This is a genomic window from Micromonospora thermarum, from assembly GCF_012034245.1.
Classification (GTDB): Bacteria; Actinomycetota; Actinomycetes; order Mycobacteriales; family Micromonosporaceae; genus Micromonospora; species Micromonospora thermarum.
This window is the reverse complement of sequence record NZ_JAATEO010000003.1, coordinates 296537-308404: the sequence shown is the minus strand read 5'-3', so window position 1 is coordinate 308404 and position 11868 is coordinate 296537. Positions and strand designations below refer to the sequence as shown.

The window sequence follows — 11868 nt, the reverse complement described above, 5'->3', positions numbered from 1 at the left end:
CCCGCACCCGTGTGAGTCCTCGCTCGTCCACGCCCGGGAGCCAAACACAACCCAAAAAGCCCTACAAGCGACACACCGGAACAACCTAACAAAGTACTACTAACACAACGCGACAACCCCGACCTGTACCCGCAGGGACTCTTCAAGGCCGCCGCCGCCGACTACCACCAGGCCAACTGGGTCAGCTCCACCCAACTGACCCGCACCGCCCTCACCGCTCACGGTCTCCTGGCTGAGCAGGCTTTCGACTTCGAACGGCACCCGTGGCTGGCCGCCGCCCTGTTCGAACTCGCCAACACCAGGGCGCTCGCCAACAAGCTCGGTGCCCCCTACACGGACCTGGTCGACGAGGCCATCGCCGATGCCGGTGTCTCCGGACTCATCGACTCCTTCGTTGAGGGCCTGTCTCGCAGTGGGCCGCCGTGGTGGCAGCGCATGGACGCCGAGCAGCACGTCGCGCATGCTGCCAAGCAGTTGGGCGATCCGCCCTTCGCCGATGCCGGTCCACACCGACGGATACGGTTCCAGTGCTTGGGCGTGATCTGGACAGTCGAGTTCGACAACCGGGAGCCCGATGTCGCGGTGGGCGAGCGGTTCGCCGCAACCCTGCAGATCACGCTCGCCCACCTTGCGTCTGCGGACCCGGCCCTCCTTCCGACAAGAGTCCGAGTGCTCGTCACCGCCGGCGCGCCCGACTCCGACCTCGCCACCGAGCAAGTCGACGGCACGCCGACAGAGACGTGCTTCCGCTGCACCCTGGCGGTCATCGACCATCGCGGCCCTGAGGTCTTCAACGCGGTCGCGCAGCAAACCCTCGCGGCCGTGACCACCGTCATCGTCACTGCCTCAGCGCTGCCCGACGACCGGTGGAAAGTCTTGCTCGACCAGGTCTTCGAGCAGGGCCTGCCGTCGATCACCACATTCGCCATGCCGTACGACGTCGCGTTCCATGGCGCCACCCGCAACCACCGTCTCCACCTGTCGCTCGACTACCCGCAACCGTTTACCAGCGACGTCGCTACCTGCCCCGACGCCGGCCCCGGCCTTGATTTCCCTGACACTCCGGGGCCTGGGTACGCCCCATCGCACAGCTACGAGGAGGTGCGGTTCAGGTACGAGGACATCCCCCGGCGGATGCGGCCAACCCTGGCGGCCCTGCGGCAGTCGCCGGCCTTTGCTGACACGGTCGCGGCCTTACGTGACCGCGGCTGGCTGGACTGGCACATCCTCTTGGCGGCCCACAGTGTGGCGAAGAACGCGCGCTTTCGCTACAGGTCGACGTGCTCGCCGGACGATGTCGAGGCCGTCCGTGACCTTTTCCTGGCGCCGGAGCCCGATGATGACCCTGTCCCGCCCCGGTTCTTCTCGGTGAGCGCCCTCGAACAGGCACTGGAGGTAACCCTCCCCGCGAGCGCCAGAACGATGTGGAAGCTCGCGCTGCGGCAGCGCCCCCTAGACATTCAAGCGATCAAGCGTCTGATGATCACTCGCTACGGCTGGGCTCGCGACGACATCGAGCATGAGGACCCGTTCTGAGCATGATCCCTTACGGGGTGGATTCATCCACCACCGAGGAATCATCCCGACCGACGAAGGCTGGCACAACGGCGCCACAACCAGACGGTGATCTGAGTCTGGCCAGGTCAGGCGGCACGTCGACCGCATTTCGGGCCCGTTTGCTCCCGCGTCTCAATGAGGGCAAGTCCGCTAAGAACGGCACGCATATCGAACTCCGGCCGCCAGCGCGGGCCCATGGGACATGGCCGAGCGCGCCCAACTGATCCGGCAGAAGCAACGGAGGTCAAGTCTCGTCACGCCACCGCGCCGCCTCAAATCCGGCCAGCGTGGCAGCGTGGCCGAACGGCTGATGGGACGTGTCCACTCGATCGGCGAGCGAGCGGTGAACCAGCCGGCGAAACTGCACTTGGATGAGTCGGCAACACCAGCACGGCCCCGGGAAGGTAGCGGGTACGGCGCGGTCATCCGCGGTGCTCGCGCCACGTTCATCGCGCGGCGGGCGGCGCGAGCGGCGGCGCACATGCCGCGCTGCCCGTGGCACTGCAGGTTGCGGCAGTCGCCGCGCTCGTCGGGTTGGTGTGCGGAGGCGACGTCGAAGGCCAGCCGCCACAACAGCGGATCGGTGACATCGTCGGGCAACACGGCCAGAGTGCTGAGTCGTTCGCGGGGCACAGCCGGACACCTTCCATCGACGGAACACGCCGCCCGCCCGCATGGGCGGGCGGCGGACACCATCGACGCTCAACTCATCCCGCAGGTCAAGTCGCCCTTCACGGCTCCCAGCTCAGCATTCGCCGAGGTCAGGCCCCTTGCTGGTCTTGCGGGCCGAATTTCCACCGCCAGTCGAGGCGGTGGCGGCCGAAGGTGCGGCGTTCGCCCTTGAACCCGGCGCGCAGGAGTTTGATGTCGGCGACGAGGCGGATGATCTCCCGCTTGACGGGGATGTCGTCGCCGAGGTCCTGCCACGCCGTCACGGCCTGGTCGCCGATGCGTCCGCGCAGCACGGCGGGGATGCCGGCGTCGGCGGCGCGTTGTTCATGCTCGGCGATCTGCGCGAGCAGGCCTTTCTCGGCGCGGGCGTAGGCGATCGCGGTGACCTCGCCCTCCTCCCCGAGCTTGCGCCAGTCCTCCAGCTCCCCGCGCAGCCGTTGCGCTTCGGCGCGGGCGTGCGCGACTTCCTCGTCGGTGGCGCTGGCGGCGGTGAGGACGTCGTACACGTCGGGGCGGGCCAGCCACGCCACCACCGTGCGCTGCACGTACTCGTCGAGGAACTCGGCCTTCACCGCCGTGCACCGCTTGTGCAGGCAGGAGTACACCTGCCCGGTCCAGCCGTGCCGGTTGAGCCGCTGCGACGACAACGGCCCGTCACACACCCCGCAGCGCACCAGGTACGACAGCAGATGCACCGCGCGGGCGGGCCGCGTGGTCGTGCGGGACGGGTCGCCCAGCATCCGCACCACCGACCAGTACGTCTCCTCCTCGACCAGGGCGGGCCAGATCCCGTCGCCGACGATCTCCCCCCGCAGCACCCGCTTACCGATGTAGGCCGGGTTCATCAGTTGCTTGCGCAGGATCCCGCGCCGCCAGATCCCGCCTTGCGAGGCGGGGATGCCGAGGCGGTTGAGTTCGGCCTCCCGGACGGTGAGGGGCATGCCTTCGGAGATCTTGCGGAAGTTGTCTCGCACCACCTGCGCATGCGAGTACTCGGTGACGGTCCCGTCGGCGGCGACTGCGGTGCGGATCTCGGTGTCCGGTTCCTGGCGTAGCAGGGCTTTGGTGCGTTGGTCGTAGATCCGCCGGTACCCGTAGGTGATCTTCCCGTGCGGACGCCCGGCTTCGGCGGCGCCGACGATGCCGCGCAGTACGTTGTCGCGGATCGAGTCGGCCATCCACTCGGCCTGCACCGCCTGGAAGCCGAGCATCATCCGGTCGTTCTTGTCCCGCAGGTCATACAGCACCCCGCCGACCAGCCAGAAGTTAAGGCCGACTTCGTGGCACATGTCCCGGATCTTCACGAACACCGCCAGGTCGCGTTCCTTGCGGGAGATCTCCCAGACCACCAGCACGTCACCCTTGCCCGCGCGGATCTGCTCGATCAGCAACTCGAACTGCTCGCGCTCCTTGGTAGCGCGGCGGCTGGCCGAGCGGTGGTTGTCGGTGAACGACCCGGCGTCGGTCCAGGACCGTTTCGTGATCTCCGCCAGGTTGAGCACGCCCTGGTCGTGGACGCTCTTGCCCTGCTCCTTCTTGTCCTGACTCGCGCGCTGATACCGCAACGCCCGCACCTCAACGCCACCGGCCAGCAGCGCGTCCTTGCTGTCGAACCGGCCCCGGTTCCCCGACCGGGCCTTCCGCCGTACCATCAGACCGTCCCCCTAGATCGACGTTCGTGTCGGCAACATCGACCCTAGCTTCTAACGATTCTTGACAGTCGCGACGGGTCAGCCGTACGAGCCGGCGCCCGAGGCGGTGGGCCCGCTGCGCGAGCTGGTCGAGCAGCTCGGCCCGCTGCCCCGGAAGATGGGCGTCTTCGCCGAGGCGGTGCCCGCCTCGGCCAACCTGCCTTACGTGCACCGGCTCCTTGCCGCCACGGGCCGCGATCCGGCCTGGACGGCGGCACGGCGGTCGGCCGGGCCGATGTAACGCGCCGGTCCGGACATACGCTGTTGGCACCGGAGGCCCGGCCGACGGGCCCGTGCCGGGCAACCGGCGCGCGTGGCAGCGGGAGTTCAGCAGATGCACAACCAGCCGGGCGGAGCGCCGCCGGTGTTCGTCGACCGGACGGGCCGGCGGCGCCGGCTCACCGTGATCGCCGGTACCGCGATGGGTCTCGGCCTGCTCACGAGCCTCGCCCTGATCCTGGCCGGCCTCTTCGTCGACTCGTCGGTCACGGTGCCCGGCTGGTCCGACGACCGCGCCCCGGTCGAGGCGGAGGTCGAGGGTCGTGACGACGTGGGCCGGACGTCGCCGCGCCCGGACCCGGCGACCAGCACCTCCGCGCCTCTCCCGGCGGCCACCCGCAGCGCCGCTCCCGGCACATCGGCGAGCACCGCGGCTCCGGGCCCCCGACCGACCAGCTCCGACCAGCCGGGCCAGGGTGACGATCGGCGCAACTCACCGAAGCCGAGCCGCTCGCCCGGGAAGCCGGGCTGACGGTGGCGCGGCACGTCGCCCGCCGAGACCCGCGGGCGCACTGGTTCCTGCTCCTGCTCGGTGTGCTGCTGCTGCTCGCGGCGCTCACGGTCAACGCGCTGGTCACCGGGCTGGCCGGCGGCTCCGGACCGGCGGGTGACGGTCATGACGTCGCCGCGCCCGGTGTCCCGAAGGAGGTGACGACCGGCGGCCCGGTGCTGCGGCTGGACCGGGACGAGCCGGTGAGCCGCGCGATGCCGGACCGTACCGTCGCGCTGACCTTCGACGACGGGCCCGACCCGCGCTGGACGCCGCAGGTGCTGGACGTGCTGCGCCGGCACGACGCGAAGGCGACCTTCTTCGTGGTCGGCGCCCGGGTCAACGAACACCCCGACCTCGTCCGGCGGATCCTCGCCGAAGGGCACGAGATCGGCTCGCACACCTTCACCCACGCGCACCTCGGCGCCGCGTCGACCTGGCGCCGTGACCTGGAACTCTCCCTCACCCGGAAGGCGATCGCCGGCGTGACCGGCCGCGAGGTCACCCTGCTGCGCCCGCCGTTTTCCTCCGGGCCCGGGGCGCTGACCGCCCCGGAGTACGACGCGCTGCGCGCCGCCGCCGGCACCGGCCACGTCGCGGTGCTCGCCGACCGGGACACCAAGGACTGGCAGCGACCCGGCGTGCCGGCGATCGTCGAGGCGGCGACGCCGCAACGGGGACGCGGCGCGGTCGTCCTGATGCACGACGGTGGCGGCGACCGGTCGGAGACCGTCGCGGCACTGGAACGGCTGCTGCCCGACCTCACCAGACAGGGCTACCGGTTCACCACCGTCTCCGACGGGATCGATGCACCTTCCTCGATGGTGCCGGCGAGCCTCGACAATCGGGTGAGCGGTACGGCGATGCGGTGGACCCAGACCGGCGCCCGTTGGGCGGCCGGCGCGATCGAGACCTTGCTCGCCGTCGCGCTGGTGCTCGGGGTGGCCCGGCTCGCGGTCCAGGTGGTCTGCGCACAGCGCCACGTACGCCGGGTCCGCCGGCCGGTCCGGGGCCGGCACGCGGTCACCGAGCCGGTGTCGGTGATCGTGCCCGCGTACAACGAGGCGGCGAACATCGCCGCGACCGTCCGGTCCCTGGTCGCCAGTGCGTACCCGACGCTGGAGGTGATCGTCGTGGACGACGGGTCCAGCGACGGCACCGCCGAGATCGTCGAACGGATGCGGCTGCGCGGCGTCCGCGTGATCCGGCAGGCCAACGCCGGCAAACCGGCCGCGTTGAACACCGGCATCCGGGCCGCCCGGGCGAACCTGCTGGTCCTCGTCGACGGGGACACCGTGTTCCAGCGGGACACCGTCTACCGGCTGGTGCAGGGCTTCGCCGACCCGACGGTCGGCGCGATCTCCGGCAACACGAAGGTCGCCAACCGGCGGCGGCTGCTCGGGCGCTGGCAGCACCTGGAGTACGTGATCGGCTTCAACCTCGACCGCCGGATGTACGACGTGCTCGAGTGCATGCCGACGATCCCCGGCGCGATCGGCGCGTTCCGCCGCGAGGCGCTGCTCGCCCTGGGTGGCGTCCCCGCCGACACCCTGGCCGAGGACACCGACCTGACGATGAAGGTGCTCCGGGCCGGCTGGCGGGTCGTCTACGAGGAGTCGGCCATCGCCTGGACCGAGGCGCCCGCCACCCTGCGGCAGCTGTGGCGCCAGCGCTACCGGTGGTGCTACGGCACGATGCAGGCGATGTGGAAGCACCGGCACGCCCTGCGTGAGTCGGGCGCCGGCGGCAAGCTGGGCCGGCGTGGCCTGCCGTACCTGACCGTGTTCCAGATCGTGCTGCCGCTGGCCGCGCCGGCCGTGGACGTCTACGCGATCTACGGGCTGTTCTTCCTGCCGTGGACGACGCTCGTGCTGGCCTGGGTCGGGCTGCTCCTGCTCCAGGCGGCGACCGCCGGGTACGCCCTGCGACTGGACCGGGAACGCCTCGGGCCGCTGTGGAGCCTGCCGTTCCAGCAGGTCGTCTACCGGCAGGTGATGTACCTGGTCGTGGTGCAGTCGGTGGTCACCGCGCTGGTCGGCAACCGGCTGCGCTGGCACCGCATGGTTCGCACCGGCGACGCGGCCGCGTTGCTGGGGCCTCCGGCCGACAACGGCCTGGCGGCGCGGCGCTAGGCGGCGCGGGCGGGGTCAGCCGGTGCTGAACAGGCCGGCGGAGATCGCGAGCAGAGTGCCGGCGGCACTTGCGCAGCAGCAGACCAGCAGGATGGCGACCACGCCGAGGATCGCCCAGACTCGCCGGTCCCGCGCCGCCGCCCGCAGGCTCGGCCGGGGTGCGTCCGCCGGCCCGTGGTCCTCGGGGCCGTCGGCCTCCGGCCCGTGGTCCTTTGCGCTCACCGCGCCGTCCCCGTCACGCCGGCAGTCTAGGGCCTGTCTCAAAGCGCGAGGGCGACCACGCCGCCACCGGCCGCGGCGCGGCGAATCGACGGTGGTCGGGGCAGGATTGGGCGATGGACCTGGTGTCGGTCGAGGACGTCCGGGGCGCCGCCGAGGACATCGCGGGCGTCGTGCTGCGTACCCCCTTGTTGCGGACGTCGTGGGACGCGGACCTGTGGCTCAAGCCGGAGAGCCTGCAACCGGTCGGGTCGTTCAAGCTGCGGGGCGCGACGCACGCGGTCGCCCGGCTGACCGCCGCCGAGCGGGCGCGCGGCGTCGTCACCCACTCGTCCGGCAACCACGGCCTGGCCCTGGCGTACGCGGCCCGCGCCGCGGATGTGCCCTGCCGGATCGTCGTCCCGGAGGGTGCCCCGGCGGCCAAGGTCGACCGGATCCGGGCACTCGGCGTCGAGGTCGTCACGGTGCCGCCGCCCCGGCGCGTCCCCGAGGCGGAGCGGATCGTGGCGGAGACCGGGGCGGTGCTGGTGCCGCCGTTCGACGATCGGCGGATCATCGCCGGGCAGGGCACGATCGGCCTGGAGATCGTCGAGGACCTGCCCGACGTCGACGTGGTGCTGGTCCCGGTCGGCGGGGGCGGACTCTCGTCGGGTGTGGCGACGGCGGTGACGGCGCTGCGTCCGGCGGCGACCGTGATCGGCGTCGAGCCCGAACTGGCCGCCGACACCCGCGACTCGCTGGCGGCGCGGTCGGTCGTGGTCTGGGGCGAGGACCGCACCTACCGGACGACGGCCGACGGGCTGCGCCTGCCGCCGTCCGAGCTGACCCTCGCCCACCTGCTGGCCCGCCTCGACGGCATCGTCACCGTCTCCGAGGAGGAGATCCGGGCGGCGATGGGTCGGCTCGTCCGGGACGCGCGGCTGGTGGTGGAGCCGAGCGCGGCGGTGGCGGTCGCGGCGCGGTTGTTCCGGCGCGACGAACTGCCGGCGGGACGCACGGTCGCGGTGGTGACCGGCGGCAACGTCGATCCGGCGGTGCTGGCGTCCGTGCTCGGGCGTTAGGAAGGGCCCCTCGTACAACGCCAGGCGTTGACAAGGGGCCCTTCCTCGCACCTCAGGCGCGGCCGAGCCGGTCGAGGATCCAGGCGTTGATGAACGCCTCCTCACGCCAGGCGTCGTACCGGCCGCTCGGACCCCCGTGGCCGGCACCCATCTCGGTCTTGAGCAGGTAGTCGCCCTGCGGGGCGGTGGCCCGCAGCCGGGCGATCCACTTCGCCGGCTCATGGTAGAGCACCCGCGTGTCGTTGAGGCTGGTCACCGCGAGGATCGCCGGGTAGTCCACGGCCCGCACGTTCTCGTACGGCGTGTAGGACTTCATGTACGCGTACACCTCGGGGTCGTCGAGTGGGTTGCCCCACTCCTCCCACTCGGTGACGGTCAGCGGCAGCGACGGGTCGAGGATCGAGGTGAGCGCGTCCACGAACGGCACCTGCGCGACGATCCCGGCGAACGCGTCCGGTGCCAGGTTGGCCACCGCGCCCATCAGCAGGCCGCCGGCCGAGGCGCCCCGGGCGACCAGCCGGTCGCTCGCCGTCCAGCCGGCCTTGACCAGGTGCCGGGCGCAGGCCACGAAGTCGGTGAAGGTGTTCTTCTTGGCGAGCAGCTTGCCCTGGTCGTACCAGCGCCGGCCCAGCTCGCCGCCGCCGCGGATGTGCGCGACGGCGAAGATGACGCCCCGGTCCAGCAGGGACAGTCGGGCCACCGAGAACCAGGGGTCCATGCTGGCCTCGTACGAGCCGTACCCGTAGATGACGCACGGCGCGGAGCCGTCGCGGGGCGTACCGGTCCGGCAGACCAGCGAGATCGGCACCCGGGTGCCGTCGTCGGCGAGCGCCCAGTCGCGGTGCTGCTCGTAGGCCGTCGCGTCGTACGGCCGCCCGTCCGGCCCCGGCAGCACCGGCTTCTGCCGGCGCAGCACCATCTGGCGGGTGACCAGGTCGTAGTCGTACACCGAGTCGGGGGTGACCAGCGACGTGTAGCCCAACCGGACCTGCCGGGTGCGGTACTCCGGGTTGCTGCCCAGGCCGACGCTGTAGAGCGGCTCGGGGAAGTCGATGTCGTGCCGGTCGCCGCCGCCGATCGGCAGCACCCGCAACCCGGTCAGCCCGTTCGTGCGCAGCGTGACGACCAGGTGGTTCTCGAACGCGTCGACCGCCTCCAACCGGGTGCCCGGGGAGTGCTCGATCAGCGGCACCCAGTCGCCCGGGGCGTCCGCCGAGGTGTACGCGAGCGCGAAGTCCTCCGCGCCGTCGTTGTGTAGGATCAGGAACCGGTGCCCGTGGTGCTCGACCGTGTACTCCACACCCTGCCGCCGGGGCGCCACCGAGGCCGGCGTGCCGGTCGGGTTGGCGGCGGGGATGACCAGCACCTCGCTGGTCACCTTGCTGTGGATGTCGATGAGGACGAACTTCTCCGAGCGGGTCAGCTCGACACCCACCCAGAACCGCTCGTCGTCCTCCTGGTGGACCACCACGTCCTCGCTCGACGGGGTGCCCAGCGTGTGCCGCCAGACCCGGTTCGGCCGCCACGCGTCGTCCACGGTCACGTAGAACAGCACCGAGGCGTCGGCGGACCAGGCGGTGCCGTAGAACGTGTCCGGCACCTCGTCGGGGAGCAGTTCCCCGGTGGTCAGGTCCTTGACCCGCAGCGTGAACCGCTCGTCGCCGGAGAAGTCCGTCGAGTACGCCAGCCACCGCCCGTCGGGGCTCACGTCGAACGCCCCGAGCGCGAAGAAGTCGTGCCCCTCGGCGAGCAGGTTGCCGTCGAGCAGCACCTCCTCGCCGTCCAGGGGCGCCCCGTCGAGGCTGATCGGCGGGTCGGTCTCGCGGTCGCGGACCGCCCGGCGGCAGTGCACGCCGTACTGCTGGCCCTCGACGGTGCGGGTGTAGTACCAGTACCCGCCCTTGCGGGCGGGCACCGACAGGTCGGTCTCCTGTGTCCGGCGGCGGGTCTCCTCGAACAGCTGCCCGCGCAGGTCGGCGAGGTGGGCGGTCCGCTTCTCGGTGTACGCGTTCTCGGCGGTCAGATAGGCGATCGTCTCCGGATCGTCCTTGCCGGCCAGCCAGGCGTACTCGTCGACGACCGTGTCGCCGTGGTGGGTGCGTTCGGTCGGCACCCGCTTGGCGACGGGCGCGGGCGACGGCTCCGGGTCGCGGCGCGGCGACAGACGCGCCGAGCTGGAGTTGTCGGAAGTCTCGGTGGTCACGCCGTCACGTTACCGGCCGGACGCCCGGTCACCCCTTCGCGCGACATGCCTTCCGCAACTTTCGAACATGTGTACGATGACCGGCATGGCGGCAGCGGCGAGTTCCACGGATCGACCCGGAGCCCTCGACATCACCCGGCGGTTGACCGAGATCTGCGGGCCGCCCTTCGCCCGCCTCGCCGGCCCGGCGGACGAGGTGGCCGGCCGTCCGGCCCGTTGGGTCGCGGTCCCGGGCGGGCCGCACGCCGCCGCCGAGGTGCTCCGGCTGGCCGCCCGGCACGACCTGACCGTGGTCCCGCGTGGCGCCGGCACGAAGATCGACTGGGGTGCCGCCCCCGACCGGGTCGACATCATGTTCGACACCGGCCGGCTCGCCGGCATCGGGCACGAGCCGGTCGGTGCCTCGACCGCCGAGATCGGTGCCGGCACCCCGTTGCGTGCCGTCCAGGCCACACTGGAGCGCACCGGCCAGCGGCTCGCCCTCGACGCGCCGTCCAACGGCGCCACCCTCGGCGGGGTCCTGGCCGCCGGTGAGGCCGGTCCGCTGCGGCACCGCCACGGCACCGCGTGCGACCAGCTCGTGTCCCTGCGCTACCTGGACGCCGACGGCGAGCTGGTCGGTGCCGGTGGCGGTGCCGAGGGGCTGGAGCTGGCCCGCCTCCTCTGCGGCTCCCAGGGCGCGCTCGGCGTGCTGGTCTCCGCCACCCTCCGGGTGCACGCCGTGCCGGCGAGCCGGATCTGGGTCACCCGGCCGGTGTGGACGCCCCTGGAGGTGCACGACCTCGTGCGTACGGTGCTCGCCGCCCGCCTCGACCCGGCGGCGGTCGAGCTGGACCTCCCGGCCGGCGCGGGACCCCGGCCGCGGCAGGGGGGCCGGGCCGAGTCGATGGCGCGTCACCCGTCGATGACGGGACGCGCCGCGACCGGCCCGGCCCGGGCCGGCACGTTGGTGGTCCTCCTGGAGGGTGGGCCCGCCGACGTCGCCGAGCGTGCCGACCGGATGGTGTCGCTGCTCGGCACGGGTGCCACGGCCAGCCACTCCGCGCCGGAGTGGTGGCGGCGCTACCCGTTCGGCCCGGGCGACACGGCGCTCCGCCTGGAGGTCCCGATCAGTGACCTGCACGCGGCCGTGTACGCGCTGCGCGACGCCGCCGGCGCGCCCGTCCCGGTCCGCGGCTCCGCCGGCCTCGGCGTCGTGCACGCGGCCCTGCCCGGTGCGCTGCCCGTCGAGCGGGTGGCCTCGATCCTCGCCGCGGTCCGTGGGGTCCTGCTCGCGCGGCAGGGGCGGTGCGTGGTGGTCTCGGCCCCGGAGCCGGTCCGGCGGGCGGTCGACCTGTGGGGCGAGCTGGCCGGGCTGGCCCGGCTCCGCGCCGCCAAGGAACACCTCGACCCGCACCACCGCCTCGCCCCCGGCCGCCTCCCCGGCGGCCTCTGACCCCGACCTCCCTCGGCCGGCCCTGGCCCGCGATGACCCGGTGTCGGAGCGTCGGCTCTGTCCGGCCGTGATCGACTCGGCTTCATTGAAGTCGGGGTGTCCGCCCGTGGTGGATAGCGCGACTTCATG

General features: G+C 72.1%; 10 protein-coding genes. 6 read left to right on the top strand and 4 right to left on the bottom strand.

Features of this window, described 5'->3' with window-relative positions:
- Positions 1–99 precede the first annotated feature (99 nt).
- Positions 100–510 carry a hypothetical protein gene (locus HCJ94_RS04795; protein WP_205800619.1) on the bottom strand — a complete coding sequence of 137 codons (411 nt, stop codon included), beginning with the start codon at positions 508–510 and terminating at the stop codon, positions 100–102.
- Between the two features lie 21 nt (positions 511–531).
- On the opposite strand from HCJ94_RS04795, the gene HCJ94_RS04790 reads away from it, so the two are divergent.
- Positions 532–1536: a hypothetical protein gene (locus HCJ94_RS04790; protein WP_205800618.1), complete on the top strand. Its 1005-nt coding sequence runs from the start codon at positions 532–534 to the stop codon at positions 1534–1536.
- Between the two features lie 782 nt (positions 1537–2318).
- Here the strand turns inward: HCJ94_RS04790 and HCJ94_RS04785 are convergent.
- Positions 2319–3881: a recombinase family protein gene (locus HCJ94_RS04785; protein WP_167999711.1), complete on the bottom strand. Its 1563-nt coding sequence runs from the start codon at positions 3879–3881 to the stop codon at positions 2319–2321.
- 61 nt (positions 3882–3942) lie between these two features.
- On the opposite strand from HCJ94_RS04785, the gene HCJ94_RS04780 reads away from it, so the two are divergent.
- The 3 genes from HCJ94_RS04780 (at position 3943) to HCJ94_RS04770 (ending at position 6821) form a co-directional block, all read left to right on the top strand.
- A complete protein-coding gene (locus HCJ94_RS04780; RefSeq protein ID WP_167999710.1) occupies positions 3943–4161 on the top strand; it encodes a DinB family protein in 219 nt (72 codons plus the stop codon).
- 72 nt (positions 4162–4233) lie between these two features.
- Positions 4234–4671: a superantigen-like protein SSL4 gene (locus HCJ94_RS04775; protein WP_205800617.1), complete on the top strand. Its 438-nt coding sequence runs from the start codon at positions 4234–4236 to the stop codon at positions 4669–4671.
- Positions 4672–4673: 2 nt separating this feature from the next.
- Positions 4674–6821, top strand: a complete 2148-nt coding sequence (locus HCJ94_RS04770) for a bifunctional polysaccharide deacetylase/glycosyltransferase family 2 protein (protein WP_167999708.1) — start codon at positions 4674–4676, stop codon at positions 6819–6821.
- A 15-nt stretch (positions 6822–6836) separates the two neighbouring features.
- Here HCJ94_RS04770 and HCJ94_RS04765 read toward each other — a convergent pair whose 3' ends face one another.
- Positions 6837–7043, bottom strand: a complete 207-nt coding sequence (locus HCJ94_RS04765) for a hypothetical protein (RefSeq protein WP_167999475.1) — start codon at positions 7041–7043, stop codon at positions 6837–6839.
- 113 nt (positions 7044–7156) lie between these two features.
- Here HCJ94_RS04765 and HCJ94_RS04760 point away from each other — a divergent pair, with 113 nt between their 5' ends.
- Complete coding sequence (locus HCJ94_RS04760) at positions 7157–8101, top strand: threonine ammonia-lyase (protein WP_167999707.1); 945 nt, start codon at positions 7157–7159, stop codon at positions 8099–8101.
- Between the two features lie 52 nt (positions 8102–8153).
- Here HCJ94_RS04760 and HCJ94_RS04755 read toward each other — a convergent pair whose 3' ends face one another.
- On the bottom strand, positions 8154–10265 hold the full coding sequence (locus HCJ94_RS04755; protein ID WP_167999743.1) for a S9 family peptidase: 2112 nt from the start codon (positions 10263–10265) through the stop codon (positions 8154–8156).
- Between the two features lie 124 nt (positions 10266–10389).
- Here HCJ94_RS04755 and HCJ94_RS04750 point away from each other — a divergent pair, with 124 nt between their 5' ends.
- Positions 10390–11739, top strand: coding sequence for an FAD-binding oxidoreductase (locus tag HCJ94_RS04750; RefSeq protein WP_167999706.1), 1350 nt, complete (start codon positions 10390–10392; stop codon positions 11737–11739).
- The last annotated feature ends 129 nt before the right edge of the window (positions 11740–11868 follow it).